The sequence below is a fragment of the Mycobacterium intracellulare ATCC 13950 genome, assembly GCF_000277125.1.
Classification (GTDB): domain Bacteria; phylum Actinomycetota; class Actinomycetes; order Mycobacteriales; family Mycobacteriaceae; genus Mycobacterium; species Mycobacterium intracellulare.
Window position 1 is genome coordinate 3246132 of the sequence record NC_016946.1, and the last position, 20797, is coordinate 3266928.

18 protein-coding genes are annotated in these 20797 nt (G+C 68.8%); 5 read left to right on the forward strand and 13 right to left on the reverse strand.

Translation table 11 applies throughout. The annotated features are described in order from the left end of the window. Positions 1–10 precede the first annotated feature (10 nt). The 5 genes from ilvA to fadD11 all read right to left on the reverse strand — a co-directional run bounded on the left by ilvA (position 11) and on the right by fadD11 (position 6985). Positions 11–1294: a threonine ammonia-lyase gene (gene ilvA / locus OCU_RS39805; RefSeq protein ID WP_008257839.1), complete on the reverse strand. Its 1284-nt coding sequence runs from the start codon at positions 1292–1294 to the stop codon at positions 11–13. 38 nt (positions 1295–1332) lie between these two features. Then, positions 1333–1770 (reverse strand): nitroreductase family deazaflavin-dependent oxidoreductase, encoded by a 438-nt coding sequence (locus OCU_RS39810; protein WP_009955520.1) that lies wholly within the window; start codon positions 1768–1770, stop codon positions 1333–1335. Between the two features lie 614 nt (positions 1771–2384). After that, a complete protein-coding gene (locus OCU_RS39815; protein WP_008257843.1) occupies positions 2385–3170 on the reverse strand; it encodes a DUF6065 family protein in 786 nt (261 codons plus the stop codon). Between the two features lie 87 nt (positions 3171–3257). After that, positions 3258–5162: a lysophospholipid acyltransferase gene (locus tag OCU_RS39820; RefSeq protein ID WP_009955517.1), complete on the reverse strand. Its 1905-nt coding sequence runs from the start codon at positions 5160–5162 to the stop codon at positions 3258–3260. Next, on the reverse strand, positions 5159–6985 hold the full coding sequence (fadD11, locus tag OCU_RS39825; protein WP_014380383.1) for a fatty acid--CoA ligase FadD11: 1827 nt from the start codon (positions 6983–6985) through the stop codon (positions 5159–5161). The genes OCU_RS39820 and fadD11 overlap by 4 nt, the downstream gene beginning before the upstream one ends. Before the next feature lie 100 nt (positions 6986–7085). Here fadD11 and OCU_RS39830 point away from each other — a divergent pair, with 100 nt between their 5' ends. Beyond that, on the forward strand, positions 7086–7958 hold the full coding sequence (locus tag OCU_RS39830) for a class I SAM-dependent methyltransferase (RefSeq protein WP_009955512.1): 873 nt from the start codon (positions 7086–7088) through the stop codon (positions 7956–7958). Here the strand turns inward: OCU_RS39830 and OCU_RS39835 are convergent. After that, a complete protein-coding gene (locus OCU_RS39835) occupies positions 7937–8326 on the reverse strand; it encodes a helix-turn-helix domain-containing protein (RefSeq protein ID WP_009955511.1) in 390 nt (129 codons plus the stop codon). The genes OCU_RS39830 and OCU_RS39835 overlap by 22 nt on opposite strands. A 60-nt stretch (positions 8327–8386) precedes the next feature. On the opposite strand from OCU_RS39835, the gene OCU_RS39840 reads away from it, so the two are divergent. Continuing rightward, entirely contained in the window at positions 8387–8848 is a 462-nt protein-coding gene (locus OCU_RS39840) for a PPOX class F420-dependent oxidoreductase (protein WP_008257855.1), read from the forward strand. Positions 8849–8917: 69 nt separating this feature from the next. Here the strand turns inward: OCU_RS39840 and dnaE are convergent, their stop codons facing one another. From dnaE to OCU_RS39860, 4 genes are all read right to left on the reverse strand, one after another. Continuing rightward, positions 8918–12451, reverse strand: coding sequence for a DNA polymerase III subunit alpha (dnaE, locus tag OCU_RS39845; protein ID WP_008257857.1), 3534 nt, complete (start codon positions 12449–12451; stop codon positions 8918–8920). A gap of 121 nt (positions 12452–12572) precedes the next feature. Beyond that, positions 12573–13004 carry a type II toxin-antitoxin system Rv0910 family toxin gene (locus OCU_RS39850; protein WP_008257858.1) on the reverse strand — a complete coding sequence of 144 codons (432 nt, stop codon included), beginning with the start codon at positions 13002–13004 and terminating at the stop codon, positions 12573–12575. Positions 13005–13402: 398 nt separating this feature from the next. Next, positions 13403–14206, reverse strand: a complete 804-nt coding sequence (locus tag OCU_RS39855; protein WP_008257860.1) for an SDR family NAD(P)-dependent oxidoreductase — start codon at positions 14204–14206, stop codon at positions 13403–13405. A gap of 3 nt (positions 14207–14209) precedes the next feature. Next, positions 14210–15250: an SDR family NAD(P)-dependent oxidoreductase gene (locus OCU_RS39860; protein WP_008257863.1), complete on the reverse strand. Its 1041-nt coding sequence runs from the start codon at positions 15248–15250 to the stop codon at positions 14210–14212. A 221-nt stretch (positions 15251–15471) separates the two neighbouring features. Between OCU_RS39860 and OCU_RS39865 the strand changes: the two genes are divergently transcribed. Together OCU_RS39865 and OCU_RS39870 are read left to right on the forward strand one after the other, a co-directional pair. Beyond that, positions 15472–15879 (forward strand): group I truncated hemoglobin, encoded by a 408-nt coding sequence (locus tag OCU_RS39865; RefSeq protein WP_009955507.1) that lies wholly within the window; start codon positions 15472–15474, stop codon positions 15877–15879. Between the two features lie 42 nt (positions 15880–15921). Further along, positions 15922–16680 (forward strand): class I SAM-dependent methyltransferase, encoded by a 759-nt coding sequence (locus OCU_RS39870; RefSeq protein ID WP_008257865.1) that lies wholly within the window; start codon positions 15922–15924, stop codon positions 16678–16680. A 54-nt stretch (positions 16681–16734) separates the two neighbouring features. Here OCU_RS39870 and OCU_RS39875 read toward each other — a convergent pair whose 3' ends face one another. Next, a complete protein-coding gene (locus OCU_RS39875) occupies positions 16735–17661 on the reverse strand; it encodes an RluA family pseudouridine synthase (RefSeq protein ID WP_008257866.1) in 927 nt (308 codons plus the stop codon). Further along, on the reverse strand, positions 17654–18256 hold the full coding sequence (gene lspA, locus OCU_RS39880) for a signal peptidase II (protein WP_026071344.1): 603 nt from the start codon (positions 18254–18256) through the stop codon (positions 17654–17656). The genes OCU_RS39875 and lspA overlap by 8 nt, the downstream gene beginning before the upstream one ends. Before the next feature lie 70 nt (positions 18257–18326). Here lspA and OCU_RS39885 point away from each other — a divergent pair, with 70 nt between their 5' ends. Beyond that, positions 18327–19253: an asparaginase gene (locus tag OCU_RS39885; protein ID WP_041787201.1), complete on the forward strand. Its 927-nt coding sequence runs from the start codon at positions 18327–18329 to the stop codon at positions 19251–19253. Here the strand turns inward: OCU_RS39885 and OCU_RS39890 are convergent. Beyond that, positions 19218–20618 carry a DNA polymerase IV gene (locus tag OCU_RS39890; RefSeq protein ID WP_009955503.1) on the reverse strand — a complete coding sequence of 467 codons (1401 nt, stop codon included), beginning with the start codon at positions 20616–20618 and terminating at the stop codon, positions 19218–19220. The two genes, OCU_RS39885 and OCU_RS39890, sit on opposite strands and share 36 nt — an antisense overlap. Between the last annotated feature and the right edge of the window lie 179 nt (positions 20619–20797).

A 20797-nucleotide genomic window follows, 5' to 3' on the forward strand; every position in this document is an offset into this window, starting at 1 on the left:
GGCCCGACGACTAGAGCAGCAGGTAGCGGTAGGCGGGCGACCCGGGTTTCAGGGTTTCGACGTGCAGCTCCGTCGCGCGCATCCTCGACAGCAGGCCGTCCAGGTCGGCCGAGGATCCCAACTGGATGCCGACGAGCGCCTCGCCGGTCTCCCGGTTGTTGCGCTTGACGTACTCGAAGAGCGTGATGTCGTCGTTGGGTCCGAGTACCTCGTCGAGGAACCGGCGCAGGGCGCCGGGCTCCTGCGGGAAGTCGACCAGGAAGTAGTGCTTGAGGCCGAGGTGGACCAGCGAGCGCTCCAGCACTTCGCCGTAGCGCGAGACGTCGTTGTTGCCTCCGGAGATCAGGCACACCACCGTCGAGCCGGGCTCGATATCCGCGTCCAGCAATCCCGTCACCGACAGGGCGCCCGCGGGTTCGGCGATGATGCCCTCGTTCTGGTAGAGGTCGAGCATCGTGGTGCACACCGCTCCCTCGTCGACCGCGGTGATCGACACCATGTCGCCGGCGGCCGCCAGCGCGGCGTAGGTTAGGTCGCCGGCGCGGCGCACCGCGGCGCCGTCGACGAACTGGTCGACGTGATCCAGCGTCACCGGCTCGCCGGCGGACAGGGCGGCCATCATCGCTGCGGCGCCGGCCGGCTCGACGCCGAGCACCGACGTGTTCTCGGTCCGCTCGGCGAGGTAGCTGGTGATGCCGGCGATGCAGCCGCCGCCGCCCACCGGGACCACCACCAGGTCCGGCTCGGTCTCGAGTTGGTCGAGCAGTTCGACGGCGATGGTGCCCTGGCCCGCCATGGTGCGCGGGTCGTCGTAGGGCGGGACCAGGGTGGCGCCGGTGCTTTCCACGTCGGCCAGCGCGGCCTCGGCGGCAAGGTCGTAGGTCGTTCCACCGACGATCAGCTCGATGAAGTCCCCGCCGTGGTAGCGGATGCGGTCACGCTTTTGCATGGGCGTCTTGGCGGGCACGTAGACGCGGCCGTGTACCTGCAACATCCGGCACGCGTAGGCGAAGCCCTGGGCGTGGTTGCCCGCCGACGAGCACACCACGCCCGCGGCCAGCTCCGTCTCGGAGAGCTGAACCAGCAGGTTGTAGGCGCCCCGCAGTTTGTAGGAGCGCACGATCTGCAGGTCCTCGCGCTTGAGGTAGACCCGCGCGCCGGTGATGGCCGACAACCGGTCGCTGAACTGCAACGGGGTCGGCGTCACGACGGCCGCGATCCGCTTGGCCGCGGTGTCGATGTCCGCCGCGGTCAGCGGCGCGACGCTCGGAGGGCGGCTCAATTCAGCGGACACTGATTAATGGTGCCATGCCAGCTGGCCAACTCCGGAATTCAGCCGACCGGGGTCAGCACGAACACCGGGATCTGGCGGTCGGTCTTGGTCTGATACTCGGCGTACTCCGGCCACGCCGCGACGGCCCGCTCCCACCAGACGGCCTTCTCGTCGCCGAACACCTCGCGGGCGTCGTAGTCGCGGGTGACGGAGCCGTCCTGCAACTCCACCCGGGGGTTCTTCTTGATGTTGTGGTACCAGACCGGGTTTTTCGGCGCCCCGCCGAGCGAGGCGACGACGGCGTACTGGCCGTCGTGCTCGACCCGCATCAGCGGCGTCTTGCGGAGTTTGCCGGTCTTGGCGCCGACCGTGGTCAGCAGGATGATCGGCTTGCCCTTCATGTCGGCGGCCTCGGCGCCCCCCGACGCGGCGTACTTGTCGGCTTGCTCGCGAGACCAGTCCCAGGGCGACGGCTCGTACTCTCCAGAAAGCGGCATGCCACCAACTTTAAGCGCGGCGCCCGGTCTGCGGTGACTGAGTTCGCCACAGGGGCCGCACCGGCCCCACGGGTCACGGCTCGAGGGGATAGCGCCAATGCCCACCTCCGAGCGACAACGGCCGGTTCTCATTGTTCGTGGCACATGGCGATCTCTACCTTGCTCCCCCTCGTGGCGCTGCGGCCGTCACGCGACGCGGTCAAGCACACCAAGACGCAAACCATCGAGGCTGTGAACCGCGGCGCGCCCAGCCACACTCAAAACATGGGCTTCGCGCTCGAGGTCCCAGATCTATGACCGCCCAGCCTGATTCGCCAAATACGATTCCAACGGCTGCGCTGCCGAAGGCCAGCCACGCGGTTGGCTTATCCGTGCGGCGAGCGGTTTCACCCCTCAGTGGCCGCGGGTGACTAGCAGATGACGGCCGGGCCGCCGGTGAGGGGGCAGTAGGGAGGTACGCAGCTCACCGAGGTAGTTGAGACCGCGAACGCGAGCAACAGCGCAAACAAGACCCTCGTAACCTTGTTCATAACTAGAAAGTGTAGGTCCGGCCAGGACCCCCAGGTTGGTTACGGCTCGTCCACACCGCTGTCGCTGGGAGGCGGGCAATCGCGCTAGTCCCGGTGCTCGGGTTCGTGCGCGGCGAAGGGACGCAGGCGGCGCTTCGTCTGGTGGTCGTCGGCCCCGGACTCGCCGTCGGCGTGGCGGCCCCGGGTGTAGTCGCCCTGCCACGGCACCCGCTCGCCGGGGGCGCCGTCGGCCGTCTCCTGCTCGCGTCCCAGCGCGCCGCGTGAGCCCAGGAAGAACTCGTGCTTGCGATGCAGTTCCTCGTCGGACTCGATGGGCCGAAGTTCGGGGGCGAACTCCTCCAGTTCGGCGCGGCGCTGCGGGACGATCATGCAGATCGGCTCGTCGACCTCGAAGCGCACCGGCATGAACTCGCGGGTGAATTTCCAGTTCATGCTGAAACTCGAACTGGACCAATCGGTTTCGACGACGCCTTCCAACGCGGAGATGGCGTCCTTGGGATGGTTCGCCGGACCCCGCACCAACAGGTTGTAGCCCGGCGGGGTGCGAAACAGCATCGGCAGATGCCAGGTCAAGATGCCGTAGCCGAAGTGGCTGGAGGGCAGGAACTGGCCGCTCTCGCGGGTGTCGGGCGCGATCATCAGGCTGGTGCGGTCGTCCCCGCCCATCCACGTCGCCGTGAACGCGTTGCGGTTGCGCACCTCCCAGCCGCTCTGATTGGCGATCAGCATCGGCAGGCACCGGTGGGGCCAGCCCTGACGCATCTCCGACATCCACGTCCGCCCGATCGGCGCGGGGGTGATCTGCGGCGCGATCTCATGGGTGATGTACCCGATCAGCGGGCGGGCCTGCCCGGTCGACTCGTCACTCATCAGATCCTCGCTTCACCGATAGGGCCAACGCACTATCGCGACCAAACGTTAATGGTCCGTGAACCCGCGCGCCCGGTGGACGAGTGATCAGCAGGTCCTGGCCAGCTCCGCGATGGCGTTGACGCGCCGGACCGCGGTGGCGATCTCGTCGGCGAACTCACGCCGGCGTCGTGCGATGTCCGGCCCGTCGACGCCGTCGACCAACTCGCGATGCCGGGCCAGTCGCAGCGCCGTCTTGAACAACTCCATCGACCGCGACTCGGCGCTGGCGATCCTGCGCTGCAACTCCCATTGCTTGCCCACCTCGAGGCACTCGGCGAGAAACGCGTCCTCGTCGAACGATTCGTCGTCGTAGGCGGCGAGCCGGTCGGCCACGATGTGGTAGGCGTCGAGGAACGGGCGCAGCACGAGGTGCGCCAGCAGCACGTCGGCCTTCTCCAGCAGGCCGCGTACGTCGGCCGCGTGGGCGGCCTTGCGGGTGTCGTCCACCCGTCCGATCAGGCGCACCTCGTCGGTGAGCTCCTTCTCGAACTGCGCGCGCGCCGAGAACAGGAACTCGAACTTCAGCAACTCGCGCAGGCGCAGCGCCTCATCGCGCACGGCCGTCGGCTGGACCAGGCCCTCGACCGAGGCCTCGGCGTCTTCGACGGCGGCCAGCAGCGCCGTCTCGGCGATCGCGCGGTCGACCACGATGTGAATGGCGGCGTTGCGGTAGAACGCGGCGACCAGGTGCTGCTCCGCCCCGATGCCCCAGACCGGTTCGGTGCCGGCGTCATACACGCTCACGACGCCGGAGGCGACCAGCTGGTGCAGGGTCCAGCGGATGGTGGAGCGATTCGTCAGGTCGGCGGCGCCGGCCACCGTCCAGTTGCGCGCCGCGATGTAGCTCGCCAGCGGCCGCACGGTGGCCAGCACCTCGCTGATCGACAGCGAGCGGTCGGCGCCCAGCAGCGCGAGGCTCACCACCGCGGTCGGGGTGACGGGGGTGGCGCGGTTGATCCGGTGCTCGACGTCCAGCGCGATGCGTTCGATCTCGGTGCTGGCGCCGGACTCTGATGTTTTTTGCAAGGCGCGCAGCTCCTCGAGGCGCTTGCGCAGCGGCAGCGGTTCACCGAAGTCGAGGTAGGCGCGGCCCAGCCGCTCACCCTGCTGGCGCGCCAGCCGGATCAGGAAGCGGAAGTCTTCCGGCCGCTTCGTCGCGCCGTAGGCCTCGGTGGTCATGGCCTCCACCTCGTGCAGCTGGTCGTACACGATCGAGGTCGGCACCAAATACACTTCGGGGCCGTCGATTTCGTCGACCGCGTCGGCGATGTACCGCAAGATCCCGAACACCGGGGGCCGCAGTTTGCCCGTCCTGGTTCGGCCGCCTTCGATGGACCACGTCATGTTGGCGTGGTCTTGCACCAGCTGCGCGGCGTACGCCCGCAAGACGAAGCGGTAGACGGGAATGTCTTTCGTCTGACGCCGGATGAAGATCGTCCCGGTTCGCTTGGCCCAGGCTCCCATCGGGAAGAAGTTCAGGTTGGCGCCGCCGAACGTGAGCGCCGGCGAGAGCCGGTTGGCCTGGATCACCTCGGGCAGCAGCAGCCCGTCCAGATACGAGCGATGCGAAAAGGCAAACGCCAGAGTGGCTTTGCGATCCAGCCTGCGCAGCTGGGCGATCTGGTCCTCGTCGACCAGCACGTCGTATGCCCGCATCAGCCAGCAACTGAAGCTGCGCCAGGCCCGCACCGCCCGCTCGTCCAGCGAGGGCGCCATCTCCCGCAGGTAGGACGCGGCCTCGGCGCGCACGGCGGAAGGGTCGCGGCCGAGGTCGTCGGCCAGCTTGCTCAGCCGCTCGTCATACCATGGCGCGCGCAGCAATCGGGCGACCTCGGCCGGGTCGGTCGCCAGGGGCGTCGTCGACTCCTCGATGAGGCCGGTGCGCTGCAACAGCTTTCGCGCTCCGACGCGACCGATCTCACGGGCGGTGCCCGCCGGCCCGCCGATCATGCCGGCTGCACCGTTGCGGCGCCGGAGGGCTCGTACACCTCGGGCGGCGGGTCGAGCGCGTAGAGCTCTTCGATTTCCTCGGCGTACTTGGCCATGATCGGCTTGCGCTTGAGTTTCATCGTCAGCGTGATCTCGTCGCCGCCGGGCTCCCACAGCGTCGGCAGGATGCGGAAGCGTTTGATCTGTTCCACCCGCGAGAGTTTCGCGTTGCCGGCGGCCACCCTGGCGGCGATCTGGGCGACGACCTCCGGGTCGGCCGCCAGCGCGGCGGGCGACGCGTCGGACAGCCCGCGTTGGGCGGCATAGGGGCCGACCGAGTCGGCGTCGAAAACCATGAGCGCGGTGTTGTAGGGCCGTCCGTCGCCGATGGTGATCATCACCCCGACCATCGGGCACGCGGCCAGGATGGAGTTCTCAATGTTGGCCGGCGACATGTTCTTTCCGGCCGCATTGATGATCAGCTCCTTCTTCCGGTCAACCACCCGCAGGTAGCCCTGCGCGTCGGCCTCGAGGATGTCGCCGGTGTGCAGCCACCCGTCGGCGTCGATCGCCTCGGCCGTCTTCTCCGGCTCCTTGCGGTAGCCCCTCATCACCAGCGGGCCGCGCACCAGAAACTCGCCGTCGTCGGCGATCTTGCCCTCGAGCCCGGGGAGCAGCTTGCCGACGGAGCCCAGGCGCGCCTCGCGGGGGTGGCTGACGGTGGCGACGCAGCTCAGCTCCGACATCCCCCAGACCTCGGCGATCGGAATGCCGATGCCGGCGAAGAAGGCCAGCGTCTCCTTGGGGATGGGCGCTGCCCCGGAGACCGCCCAGCGCAGGTCGCCGAAGCCGAGGCGCTCGCGCAGCTTCGACAGCACCAGCTCGTCGGCCGTGGCCCATTCGGCGGCCAGGTCATCCGGCATCGGCTCTGAGGCCACCAGTGCGGCGGCGCGCTTGGCGGCCACCGACATCGCCCACTGCAACGCCTGCCGGGTGGCCTCGTCTGCCTCGTTGGCGATCGCGAATTCGATTCCCGCCTTGAGCTTTTCCCAGACCCGGGGCACCGCTCCCCACACGGTGGGCCGCGCGTCGGGCAGCGCGGCGGCGATGGCGCGTGGGTCGGAGACCACCGTCACCTGGGCGCCGAACACCTCCAGGCTGTACAGGCCCATCACCCGGTCCGCGATGTGCGCCGTGGGCAGAAACGACGTGACGCGGTCGGCGTACCGGCTGGGCAGCACGGCGTCGAAGGCATACATCTCGAAAAGCAGGTTGGCGTGGGTCATCTCCACGCCCTTGGGGTTTCCGGTGGTCCCGGAGGTGTAGATGAGCGTGGCGACGTCGCCGGGTTGCACTGCCCGCCAGGTGGATTCGAAGTCGAAATCCTCCTGCGCGGCGGCATACAGGTCATCCACGGAGAGGGTGCCGGGCGGCGAGCCGTCGATGCAGACGATGTGCTCGATGGGTGCGCCGCTGGCGCGGATGCGGTCCACGTACTGCGCCTCGCAGATGGCGACCTTGGTGCCGGCGTTGTCGAACAGATACGTCAGCTGCTCGGCCGGCAGCGTGCTGTACACGGAAAACGATGTGGCGCCGAGGTGTTGGGCGCCGATTTCGAAGGGGTAGAACTCGATCCGGTTGGCCATCATCAGCGACACCGTGTCGCCCCGCCGTACCCCCAGGCCCGCCAGCCCGGCGGCGACCTTGCGCACCTGGGTCGCGAGCTCTCGCCACGTCAACGTCTGAGTGTCGCCGGGCGTGCGGAGCGCGACGGCATTCGGGTCGATCGCGGCGGTGCGCTGGAACGCCTCGCACAGGGTGGCCGGATGCTCGGCAGTCGTCATTTCCGTAGCGTACGTCGGTGGTCAGCGAGCACGGAATACATTGATCGAATTCTTCGGTGCGGCAACGACGCCGCTCGGGTCACCTAGTACGTTGGCGATTATGCGGTCCGAACCGGGATTTGACGTACACGATCTTTCCCCACTTGAGCAGACCGCGTTGCTGACCCAGTACGCGCGAGCGCTCGACAGCCGTTGGCCACGGCCCATCCTGGGCGACACGCTCGCCGACGAGACCGTCCGAAAAATCGACTACGACTTCGGCGCGCTCGGCATCCCCAGGAGCGTGGTGTGCCAGTCGGCCCTGCGGGCGAAGATGCTCGATGACCGGGTCCGGGGTTTCACCGCCGTCCACCCCGATGCGGTCGTGGTGGACCTCGGCGCGGGTTTGGACACGGGCCTGTTTCGAGTCGCCCCGCCCGCCACGGTGGACTGGTACAGCGTCGACCTGCCGGGTGTCATCGCGTTGCGCGACCGGCTGCTGCCGACGAGCCGGCAAGCCCACTCGGTCGTCGCATCGGTGGCCGACGAGAGCTGGCCCCAGACCATCCCCAGCGATCGGCCGACCATGGTGATCGCGGACGGGCTGTTCGCGTTTTTGTCCGAGGCGGTGATCGTCGGCGTCTTCCGTCGCATCACCGAGCACTTCAAATCCGGGGAGCTGGCCTTCAACGACTACGGGCACATCGGTTGGTTCAGCCGGCTTGCGGTCAGGCTGGCCCGACAGCAGATGTTCAGCCAGGTTGGTGCACAGTGGGGCTATCCGGGCTTCAAAGACGCGCGGGTGCCGCAGACGTGGAATCCGCGGTTGAGGTTGGTCGAAGAATCCAGCCTGGCGCACGCTCCTGAGGTCGAGTTGTTTCCGGGCTGGATTCGGTTGGCTACCAAGATGTCCGGAAAGTTCAAGGCGTCTGCCCGTAAAGCGCGGATACTCCGTTACCGGTTCGAGCCGGCTCAGGCCGGCGGTGCGGTGTGAATGCCGCACGTACAGGCGTCAATTGACGGACACGTGCAGCGCATCCCCCACTCGATGACCGCGCGGGCGCGGGCCAGCGATTCCAGCTGGGCGTCGATCTCGGCGAGTTTCGCCTCGGCGAGGGCGCGGCTGGCCGGCCGTCCGGGCGCGTCGTCGGCGAACAGCAGCTGGATCTCGTCGAGCGAGAACCCCGCGGACTTGCACAGCGCGATCATCTCGAGCCGGGACAGAATCGAGTCGTCGTAGCGACGCTGGCCGCCTCGCCGCGTCGGCTCGGGCACCAGGCCGATCTGCTCGTAGTAGCGCAGCGTCGTCGCGGCGACCCCGGTTTGGCGGGATATCTCCCCGATGGTGCGGCCACCGGCCATGGCGCCTCCCGACGATTCGATGCTTGACTTAGAGCCAACTCTAAGTCCTTGACTGTGGTTATGGCTATCCCCTCACGCCCCTCACGAGCGGAACTGGACGGATCCCGCTACGCCCTGCTCCGGTCCTTTCGCCGCGACGGCACCGCCGTCGACACCCCGATCTGGTTCGCGTTCGACGGCGACGGATTGGTGTTCCGAACGAAGGTGGGCCCGAAGACCCGGCGGCTGGCCGCGCGCGGCGACGTCGAACTGGTGGCCTGCGATTACCGGGGCCGGGTGCGTCCGGGTGATCGGGCGCCGTGGGTGCCCGGCCGCGCCACGGTCCTGTCTGGCGCCGACGCCGAGCGGGCGAACCGCGTGCTGCACCGCCGTTATGGCTGGCAGTGGAACATCGTGCCGCTGCTCAAGGTGCCGGGCGTGACCAACGTGCACCGGGATCTGTGTCTGCGTGAGAAGGTGCGGCGCGCCCGTGACCGCGGGGTGTGGCCGGACAGCGTCATCGTGCGGGTGCAGCTCGCCTGAGCGTTTGCGAGCGTGCGCCCAGCTTCACACTCGTCGGCGAGTGCGCGGCCCGCTGCACACTCGGCGCCGCTAGCCGCCCAGGCAGCCCGGGCCCAGCAGCTCCTTGAGGTCACCCATCAACGCCGGCGACGGCGTCACCCGAAGCGAGGCATCGAGTTCCAGGGTTGTGATCCGGTCCCCACTGATCAGCCGCAGATGCACCTGCGAGGTCCCCGGGTGCCGGGCCAGCACCTGCTTGAGCGCGCTGACCTTGTCGATGGTGCACTGCCGCGTCGGCAGGCTGACGGCGATCGGCCGGTTCACCTGGGCGCTGGAAAAGTCCGGTACCACAAGTTCGTTGGCGATCAGGCTGATCCGGTCGTCGCGGATGGCCACCTTGGCGTTGATCAGCACGACGGTGTCATCGGCGATGTCGGCGCCATAGGTGGAATACGCGTGCGGGAAGAACATCACCTCGATGCCACCGGTGAGGTCCTCCAATTGCGCTGACGCCCAAGGCATCCCGTTCTTGTTGACGCGCCGGTTGACCGACGCGAGGATGCCGCCGACGCGCACCTGGGTCTCGTTGGGCACGTCGCCGTCGAGGATGGCCGGGATCTGGGTGTCCACCTGCGCGGCGAGCAGGTGCGCCACCCCGTTGAGCGGATGCCCGGACACGTAGAGGCCCAGCATCTCCCGCTCCAGCGCGAGCTTGTGCTTGTCCTCCCACTCGTCGTCGGGCACCTTGATGGTGAACACCGCTTCGGTGCACCCGTCGTCGCCGCCGAACAGGTCGAACTGGCCGATCGCCTCGGCCTTCTTGGTGCCCAGCACCGAATCGACCGCGTCGGTGTGCACCAGGAACAAGCCCTTGCGGGCGTGACCGAGCGAGTCGAACGCGCCGGCCTTGATCAGCGACTCGGTGACCTTCTTGTTGCAGGCGGCGATGTCGATCTTGTTCAGGTAGTCCGAGAAGTCGGTGAACTTGCCCTTGCCGTTGCGGGTGCTGATCAGCGAACCCACCACGTTGGCGCCGACGTTGCGCACCGCACCCAGCCCGAAACGGATGTCCGTTCCGACCGAGGCGAAGTTCACCAGCGATTCGTTGACGTCGGGCGGCAACACAGTGATGCCCAGCTTGCGGCAGTCGGCCAGGTAGACGGCGGCCTTGTCCTTGTCGTCACCCACCGAGGTCAGCAGCCCGGCCATGTACTCGGCCGGATAGTTGGCCTTCAGGTAGGCGGTCCAGTACGAGACCAGGCCATAGCCGGCCGCGTGTGATTTGTTGAACGCGTACCCGGCGAACGGAAGGATGGTGTCCCACAACGCCTTCACCGCTTTTTCGGAGAAGCCGTTGGCGGTCATGCCCTCGTAGAAGCCCTTGTACTCGGCCTCGAGCACCTCGAGCTTTTTCTTGCCCATGGCCTTGCGCAGCGCGTCGGCCTTGCCCATCGTGTAGGAGGCGACCTTCTGGGCGATGAACATGATCTGCTCTTGGTAGACGATCAAACCGTAAGTCTCGGAGAGGATTTCGCGCAGCGGCTCCTCTAGCTCCGGGTGAATCGGCTTGATCGGCTGGCGGCCGTTCTTGCGGTCGGCGTAGTCGTTGTGGGCGTTCATGCCCATCGGGCCGGGGCGGTACAGCGCCAGCACCGCGACGATGTCGTTGAACTCGGTGGGCTGCATGCGGCGCAGCAGGTCGCGCATCGGCCCGCCGTCGAGCTGGAACACGCCCAGGGTGTCGCCGCGGCCCAGCAGCTCGTAGGTGGGTCCGTCGTCCAGCGGGACGGATTCCAGGTCGAGGTCAATTCCCCTGTTGGCCTTGATGTTATCCAGGGCGTCGCCGATGATCGTCAGGTTGCGCAGGCCCAGGAAGTCCATCTTCAGCAGGCCGATGGCCTCACACGACGGGTAGTCCCAGCCGGTGATGATGGCGCCGTCCTGCGGCCGCTTCCACAGCGGAATGGCCTCGGTCAGCGGCTCGCTGCTCATGATCACCGCGCACGCGTGCACCCCGGCGTTGCGGATCAGGCCTTCCAGGCCGCGCGCGGTCTGGTAGATGGTGCGGACGTCGGGGTCGGTTTCGATCAGGCCGCGGACCTCGGCGGCCTCCTTGTACCGCTCGTGGGCGGGATCGGTGATCCCCGACAGCGGGATGTCCTTGGCCATGATCGGCGGCGGCAGCGCCTTGGTGATCCGGTCGGCGATGGCGAAGCCGGGCTGGCCGTAGTGGATGCGTGCCGAGTCCTTCAGGGCCGCTTTGGTTTTGATGGTGCCGAAGGTGATGACCTGGGCGACGCGGTCGGAGCCCCACTTGTCGGCGGCGTAGCGCACCATTTCGCCCCGACGGCGGTCGTCGAAGTCGATGTCGATGTCGGGCGCGGACGGGCGTTCCGGGTTGAGGAACCGCTCGAACAGCAGGCCGTGCGGAATGGGATCGATGTTGGTGATGCCCAGCGCGTAGGCCACCAGCGAGCCCGCCGCCGAACCGCGCCCCGGCCCCACCCGGATGTCGACCGACCGGGCGTAGTTGATCAGGTCGGCGACGATCAAAAAGTACGACGGGAAACCCTTGTCGCAGATGACCTTGATCTCGTACTCGGCCCGGTCGATGTAGTCCTGGCCGACGCCGGACGGGAAGCGGCGCGCCAGCCCCGCCATCACCTCGTGGTGTAGCCAGCTCGCCTGGTCGTGCCCCTCGGGCACCGGGAAGATCGGCATCCGGTCGCGCGGCGCCCAGACCTCGTCGTAGGGCTGCACCCGCTCGGCGATCAACAGGGTGGAGTCGCAGGCGCCGGGGACCTCGTCGTCCCAGATGCGGCGCATCTCGGCGGCCGACTTCAGGTAGTAGCCGTCGCCGTCGAACTTGAACCGGTTGGGGTCCGAGAGCGTCTTGCCGGTCTGCACGCACAACAGCGCCTCGTGGTTGTGGGCGGCGTCGCGGGTGACGTAGTGGCAGTCGTTGGTGGCCAGCGGCGGAATGCCCAGCTTGCGGCCGATCTCGAGCAGCCCGTCGCGGACCCGCTGCTCGATGGACAGCCCGTGGTCCATCAGCTCGAGGAAGTAGTTGTCGGCGCCGAAGATCTCGCGCCACTTGGCCGCCGACTCCAGCGCCTCGCGGTCGTGACCCAGGCGCAGCCGGGTCTGCACCTCCCCCGAGGGGCAGCCCGTGGTGGCGATGATGCCCTCGGCGTGTTCGGCGATGATCTCGGCGTCCATCCGCGACCACTTGCCGAGCTGGCCCTCGAACGACGCCAACGAGGACAGCTTGAACAGGTTGCGCAGGCCGGTGGGCGTCTCGGCCACCATCGTCATGTGCGTGTAGGAGCCGCTGCCCGAGACGTCGTCGGACTTCTGGCCGGGGTCACCCCACAGGATCCGCCGGGTGTCGAACCGCGACGCGGGCGCGATGTAGGCCTCGACGCCGATGATCGGCTTGATCCCGGCCTTGGTCGCCGCGTTGTAGAACTCGCTGGCGCCGAACATGTTTCCGTGGTCGGTCATCCCGACCGCGGGCATTTGCAGCCGGTCCACCTCGGCGAGCATCGGCGCGATCTTCGCGGCACCGTCCAACATCGAGTACTCGGTGTGGTTATGCAGGTGCACGAAGGACGAGTGGTTCATAGGGACGCCAGTCTATGACCGCGGACCGACACGAGTTGGGCGTGTCGCCGCGTGTGTCACGGATGATTTCGGAGGCGACCCGCCGCGCCGGGCTTCGCCGCGCTTGCGATCGCCACAGGGTTTATCCGTACAGCTCGACGAAGTTTTTCAACGACTTCTGCACGTCGCCTTTGACGGCGCGGGCCGCCGCCGCGCCCACCGGACCGAACAGCGGGCGCCCACCCAGTTCCAGGCGCAGGCCGAGCGTCGAGCCCTCGCCGGTGGGTCGCACGGTGAGTGAAACGGCGTATTTGGTGCCGCCCTTGCCCGAGCCCGCCATCGCGACCTCGTGCGGCGGGTCCCACTTGGTCACCGTCCAGGTCACCCGGTTGCGGAAGCCCTTGGCGCGGGCCACGCCGACGACCTGGCTGCCTTCGCCGAGCTCGTCGGGCAGCTCGCTGCGCCAGCCCTCGTGCATGACCAGCCAGTCGCCCAGGTCCGACAGATCGGAGACCCGGTCCCACATCTGCTGGGGGCTCATCGGTACGTCGGCGGTCATCTCCACGGCGGCCACCGACTGAGCTTAGCCCGGCGTCACATCCGTCACTTGGGTCGCGGCTCACATCTTCACTCGGGTCGCGCCTCACATCCGTCAATTGGGTCGCGCCGGGGAGGGATGTGGTCTTGTGCCCACCTCCGCGCGACAACGGGAGGCGACGCGCGGCCGGCAACAGGAGGCGACGCGGGGCGACAACGAGAGGCGACGCGCGGCCGGCAACAGGAGGCGGCACGGGGCGACAACGAGAGGCGACGCGGGGCGACAACGAGAGGCGACGCGCGGGCGACAACGGGCTGCGACGCGCGCCATCACATTTGTCGCTCGGAGGTGGGCAATTCGTCAGTCTCCCGACGGAGGGACGGGTGTGGCGCGTGAGACGAAACAGCGCGTGAGACGAACACGCGCCATATACCTCAGTGTTTGGGCCCGCCGCGAAATCGGTTGCCGATCCGGATGCCCGGCAGCAGCAGGCTGCGCGGCGCGAACCGCCCGCCCGTGCTCACCACCTTGGGCACCACGCCGGGCACCACCGTGCGGCGGCCGGACAGCATGCCGCCGATCGCCGCCTCGGCCACGTCGCGCGGCGAAACCTGAGCGAGCGGAATGCTGAACCGCTCGGCGTTGGCGATCTCCGCCCACTCGGTCGGCACCGGCCCCGGGCACAGGCAGGTCACCGACACCCCGGTGTCGTGCAGCTCCTCGTGCACGGCTTCGGAGAACGTCTGCACGAAGGCCTTGGTGGCCGAATAGACGGCCATGTAGGGAACCGGCTGAAAGCCGGCGATCGAGGCGATGTTCATCACCGCGCCGGCCCCGCGCTCGACCATCCCGGGCAAGGCCGCGTGGGTGAGTTCCATCAGCGCCAGCGCGTTGAGGGTGACCTCCTCGCTCTCGCGTTCCACCGGCAATTCGTGGAAGACGCCGCTGGTGCCGAAGCCGGCGCTGTTGCACAGCCCGGCGATCGGCTCCGCGCGCAGCCGGCTCGCCAGCTTGGCGCGCTCCTGCTCGTCGCTGAGGTCCAGCGGGAGCACCTCGACCGCCACCGAGTACTCCTGGCCGACCTCGTTGGCCAGCTCGTCGAGGCGTTCGCGGCGCCGCGCCACCAGCAGCAGCGGGAAGCCGCGGCGGGCCAGGCCGCGAGCCAGTTCGGCGCCGATGCCCGAGGAGGCCCCGGTGATGACGACGGTGGTCTGGATGTCAGGTTTCGGAAGGCTCATGTCTCACCAATGTATCCCGCGGGTCGCCCGCACAAACGTTTCGCTTCGTCTATCGAATTCCGTTGTGTCGCTTGTCGATTGATCACCCTTCGCGGCGCTGGAGTCACCGAACATGGTGAACGCCCGGTTGCGCACCCGGTCCATCACCGCCGGGTTGACCGCATCGGCGACGGCGGCGAACTGCCCGAACGGCGAGCTGGCCCGGCGCGGCCGGTGCACGATCGCGTCCGCGATCACCCCGGCCGCCTGCTCGGGCGTCAGCGCCGGGAACTTGTCGTACAGCGTGGTCGGGCTGATCATCGGCGTGCGCACCAAAGCCATGTGCACGGTGGTGAACTTGACGCCGTCGTTGACGGTCTCGGCCTGCAGCGAGTCGCACAGGCTGTCCAGCGCGGCCTTGCTGGCGATGTAGGCCCCGAAGCGGGGCGCCCGCGTCTGCACACCCACCGAGGAGACGTTGACGATGTGCCCATACCCCCGCTCGCGCATCCCGGGGATGAACTTGAGAATCAGCTGGACCGCGCCCAGGTAGTTCAGCTGCATGGTCCGCTGATAGTCGTGGATGCGGTCGTAGGACAGCTCCAGCGATCGGCGAATCGACCGCCCGGCATTGTTGATCAGGACATCGACGCCGCCGAGCTCGTCGAGCACCTGATCGGCCATGGCCGCGATGGCGTCCATGTCGGACAGGTCGCAGGGGTAGACGTGGGCGGCCCCGCCGGCACCGCTGATTTCGTCCGCGACCTTCTCGAGGTTTTCCCGGGTGCGGGCGACCAGCGCCACGGTCCCCCCGGCCTCGGCGATCTTCTTCGCGGCGGCCTCGCCGATGCCCGACGATCCCCCGGTGATCAGGATGGTCTTGTCGCGGACGGCTTCCTCGAGCGTGCGGCCCTGCACCGCGTCGAGCAGATTCCTCAGATAGAACGGCCGATACCGGCCCGCCGAGTTCGGGGTGTTGACGAGGTGAGACACCGTCGCCAGCGGCTTTTCCACCAAGCTCCCCAGCGAGCTCTCCACCAAGTTCGTCAAGTCGCCAAGGTTCATCGGCGTTCGCTCCTGGACAGTGATGTGACGCGGGTCATACCGCCAACCTAGGTCATCAGGCCCCCGCCCCGATGCGGATTGCACTCATGTGGCCCGCCACGCCCTCTCACGGTCCACCCATCACGATCGCCACCGATAGGCAATCCGCTTGTTACACACAGCAATCCGGACGTGATCGCGCACTAACCGACGGGCAACGCCCGGATGTTCCAATCGGCCTTATGAAAATTCTGGCGCGCTTCCGCAAGCCTGAACCGGGCACCATCTACGACCGGATCGGCGGGCACGAGGCGATCGAGGTCGCCGTCGACGACTTCTACGTCCGAGTGCTTGCGGACGACGAACTCGCCGGCTTCTTCGCCGGCACGAACATGAACCGCCTCAAGGGCAAACAGGTCGAGTTCTTCGCCGCGGCGCTGGGCGGCCCGGAGCCTTACACCGGCGCACCGATGAAGCAGGTGCATCAGGGCCGCGGAATCACCATGCACCACTTCGGTTTGGTGGCCGCGCATCTTGCCGATGCGCTGGCAGCCGCCGGGGTGCCGCCCGAGACGGTGACCGAGATCCTCGGTGCGATCGCGCCGTTGGCGCCCGAGATCGCGACGGGCGACGCCAAGGCGACGGTCTGAGCGCGCGTGCTATCCGTCTCGAACGGTGCCTAGCATGCTGACATGCGGCGCACATTTGACGACCTGATCGCGGAGGCGGAGGCCGCCCCGGTCGACGGCTGGGATTTCTCGTGGCTGGACGGCCGGGCGACCGAGGAACGCCCGTCGTGGGGCTACCAGCGCCTGCTGCGGCAACGGTTGGCGAGCGTGTCGGCCGCGCTGGACATTCACACCGGAGGCGGCGAGGTGCTCGCCGGCGCCGCCCCCTTCCCGCCCACCATGGCGGCCATCGAGACGTGGCCTCCCAACGCCGCCCTGGCCACGCAACGCCTGCATCCGCTGGGCGCGGTGGTCGTCGCGACGCGGGACGAGCCGCCACTGCCGTTCGCCGATGACGCGTTCGACCTGGTGACCACGCGCCATCCGATCTCCGTCTGGTGGACCGAGATCTTTCGGGTGCTCCGCCCCGGCGGCAGCTACTTCGCGCAGCACATCGGCCCCGCCACGATGGCCGAGTTGGTCGAGTACTTCATCGGGCCCCAACCGGAGAAAGGGACCGAGTTTCACCCCGACGCCGTGCGCGCGCAGGCCGAGGCGGCCGGGCTGCAGATCGTCGATCTGCGCATGGAGCGGATGCGCGCGGAGTTCTTCGACATCGGCGCCATCGTCTACTTCCTACGCAAGGTGATCTGGTCGGTGCCCGACTTCACCGTCCAGCGCTACCGCGACCGGCTGGCCGAACTGCACGAGCGCATCGAGTCCGAGGGGCCGTTCGTCACCGACTCCGTGCGGCTGCTCGTCGAGGCCCGCAAGCCCAGCTGAGCGATCGCAAGCGCGGCGAAGCCGGGCGCAGCGGGTCGCGACCATCAGACTGAGTCAGCCCTCGTCGCGCAGCACGTCCAGCGCGTGCTGCAGGTCGGGCGGATAGGGGCTGACGATCTCCATCCGCCGGCCGTCGGCCGGGTGGGCGAACGACAGCGAGCGGGCGTGCAGCCATTGACGTTCCAGCCCAAGCCTTTTCGCGAGCTTTGGGTCGGCGCCGTAGACCAGGTCTCCGCAGCACGGGTGGTGCAACGCGGAGAAATGCACCCGGATCTGGTGGGTGCGCCCGGTTTCCAGGTGCACGTCGAGCAGGCTGGCGGCGACGAAGGCCTCCACGGTGTCGTAGTGGGTGAGGCTGTGCCGGCCGTCCTTGGTGATCGCGAACTTCCACTCGCCGCCGCGGTGGCGCCCGATCGGCGCGTCGATGGTGCCGCTGGACGGATCCGGGTGTCCCTGCACCAGCGCGTGATAGCGCTTGTCGACGGTGCGTTGCTTGAACGCCCGCTTGAGCAACGTGTAGGCGCGCTCGGAGAGCGCCACCACCATCACCCCGGAGGTGCCGACGTCGAGGCGATGCACGATGCCCTGCCGCTCGGGCACGCCGGAGGTGGTGATCCGGTAACCGGCGGCCGCCAGGCCGCCGAGCACCGTCGGCCCGCTCCAGCCCACCGACGCGTGCGCGGCCACCGCGGCCGGTTTGTCGACCGCGACGATGTCGTCGTCGGAATACAGGATCGTCATGCCCTCGATGTCGACCGGCGTGTTCTGCAACGGCGCCGGCGGCTCGGGCAGGCGCACCTGCAGCCACGCCCCGCCGGTCAGACGATCGGACTTGCCGGCCTGCACCCCGTCCAGCTCGACGCCGCCGTCTTCGGCCAGCGCCGCCGCCGCGCTGCGCGACAGCCCCAGCAGGCGGGCCAGCCCGGCGTCGACGCGCATGCCCGCCAGTCCCTCGGGGACCGGCATCGAGCGGTCACTCACCCGCGCTGTCCCCGGTGTCGTCGTCCTTGCGACGCCGACCGACCGAGTCGAAGTCGAAGCCGAAGATCGACAGCACCACCAGCAGGATGGCTCCACCGACCACCGAGGGGTCGGCGACGTTGAACACCGGCCACCAACCGACGGAGAGGAAGTCGACGACGTGGCCGCGCAGCGGTCCGGGGGCCCGGAAGAAGCGGTCGACCAGGTTGCCCATGGCGCCGCCGAGGATCAACCCCAGACCGACCGCCCACCAGGGGGATACCAGCCGCCGGCCCATCCAGAAGATGCCGACCACCACGCCGGTCGCGATCAAGGTCAGCATCCACGTGTATCCGGTGGCCATCGAGAACGCGGCACCCGAATTGCGCACCAGGGTCCAGGTGATCGTGTCGCCGATGATCGGCACCGGCTGGCCGGGCGGTAACAGCTTGACGGCGAGCACCTTGGTGACGATGTCGAGGGCCAGGACGATGGCCGCGACCGACAGCAGCAGGCGCAGTCGGCGCGGGGGCCGCTGCGGGTCGGTCGCCGCGGCGTCCTCGGGCTTGTCGGCCGAGGTCACCGGCTCAGTCGATCCGCTTGGTTCTTCAGGCACTCTCCCATCATCCCCTACCGCCCCGCGCGGGCGAGCGACGTCCGCGACGGCGATGCGCAATGATTCGAACATGGCCCGCCTCACCGTGATCGCCACCGGGGGCACGATATCGACCGCCACCGGCGCCGACGGGGTGCACCGGCCGGCCTACGGCGCGGCGGAGCTGACGTCCGGTCTCGACGTCGACGTCGTGGACCTGCTGGCGGTCGACAGCTCGGAGCTGACGCTGGCCGATTGGGACCGGATCCGCGACGCGGTGACGGCCGCGCTCGACGCCGGCGCCGACGGGGTGGTCGTCCTGCATGGCACCGACACCATGGAGGAAAGCGCCCTGTGGCTCGACCTGACCTACGGCGGTGACGCGCCGATCGTGTTGACCGGCGCCATGCGCAGCGCCGACGCGCCCGACGCGGACGGTCCGGCGAACGTGCGCGACGCCCTGGCCGTGGCGGCCAGCCCCGCCGCCCGCGGCCTGGGCGTGGTGATGTGTTTCGCGGGCCGGGTGCTGCAGCCGCTGGGCATGTACAAGGTGGCCACCGAGGACCTGAGCGGCTTCACCGGCCGGCTGCTGGGCACCGTCGCCGGCGAGGTGGCGTTGACCGGGTCGAAGACGAGGCCGTACGTGGGCGAGGTGCGGGCGGGCTCGGCGCCGCGGGTGGACATCGTCGCGGCCTACCTGGGCAGTGACGCGGTCGCGCTCGACGCCTGCGTGGCTGCCGGGGCGCGCGGCGTGGTGCTCGAGGCGCTGGGCTCGGGGAACGCCGGTCCCGCGGTGGTCGACGCGGTGCGCCGGCACTGCGGCGACGGGGTCGTCGTCGCGGTGTCCACCCGGGTCCCCGGCGGGCGGGTCGGCGCGAGTTACGGCCCCGGCCATGACATGGCGGCGGCCGGGGCGATCATGGTGCCCGGGCTGCGCCCGGCCCAGGCGCGCGTTTTGCTGATCGCCGCGCTGGCCGCCGGGTTACCGGTCGCCGACGTCATCGGCCGGTGGGGCTGACGCGGCGTCGGTCTGCAGATCGCCCACATAGTCCGGCCAGTCCAGCGAATCGACCGGGTTGGCGCGGGCGAGCTCTCCGCTGTCGGCGGGAAACGTGCGGGCCGGGCCCGGCCCGGAGGTGCGGGTTTCGAACCGCGCGGTCACCACGCCGTGGCCCGCGCCCTGCACCCAGCCGTGCCCGAGCTCGCGGTGTACGACGTCATCGCCCACCCGCCACCCAGCCTCTTCCGGCCCCTTGGTGAACATCACCTCGGTCGCGGTTTCGACCGAAGACGAATCCGGTTGCGGCTGCGGCAATTCCAAATCGGGGAACAGCGACTCCTGGCGCACGTCGCTCAACCCCGAAAACCCCACGCCGAGAAGGCGAATGGGCCCGATCTCGCGCGGATCGAGCAACAGCCGGCGGGCCACGCCGACCAGCGCGGCGACCTCGGTGGTGGCGTAGGGCAGCGTCGCGGACCGGGTCAGCGTGCTCATGTCGGACTTCTTCAGCTTGACCGTGACCGTGCGGGCGCCGCGGCCGTCGCGCACCAGCCGGTGATGGGCGTGCTCGGCGATCGGTTCGATCGCCTCCCGCAGCTGCTCGAGGCTGGTCAGGTCGACGGCGAAGGTCGATTCGGAGCTGATCTGTTTGGCCTCGGCGCGCTCGGCGACGGGGCGGTCGTCGACGCCGCGGGCCAGCCGGTGCAGCGCCGGCCCGATCGTCGCGCCCAGGATGTTGGCCGCCTCGGCGTCGCTCAGCGCGGCCAGCTCGCCGACGGTCTCGATGCCGAGGCGATGCAGCTTCTCCTCGGCGACCGGACCGATCCCCCACAGGCGGCGCACCGGCAACCCGCCGAGCAGCGACCGTTCTTCGTCGCGGCGGACGACGCGGATCCCGTCGGGCTTGGCCAGACCGGAGGCGATCTTGGCGATCTGTTTGCCCGAGCCCGCGCCGACCGAGGCGATCAGCCCGGTCTGGTCGCGGACCCGTCGGCGCAGGTCCTCGCAGAAGGTTTCGACGTCGGCGGCGGACGCGCCGGCCAGCTGCGCGGGTTCGCCGAATCCCTCGTCGAAGGAGAGCTGCTCGACGACGGGGACGACGGCGCGGATGGTGTCGAACACCCGTCGGCTGGCCACCCCGTACACCACGCCGCGCGGCGGCAACACCACCGCGCTCACGCCGACCAGCCGGCGGGCCTGATGCATGGGCATGGCCGACCGGGCGCCGAACACCCGGGCCTCGTAGCTGGCGCCGGCAACCACTCCGCGCCCACCCAAACCGCCGACCAGCACCGGCCGACCGCGCAGGGTCGGCCGGGTGAGCTGCTCGACGGAAGCGAAGAACGCGTCCATGTCCAGGTGCAGCACCCAACGCGACTCCACAGATTGATGCTAGGGCCCTCCGGACGCGCGCCCGGCTCGCTTGGCCGCCGAAAGCCGCGTCCGACCATATGGTGTTGTGTTGTGCCCGCCTCACAGCGACAGTTGGTCACGCCGACACGCTGCGGTGGCGATTGTCGCTCGGAGGTGGGCACAAAACGTGTCGTCTCGCGGAGAGACGA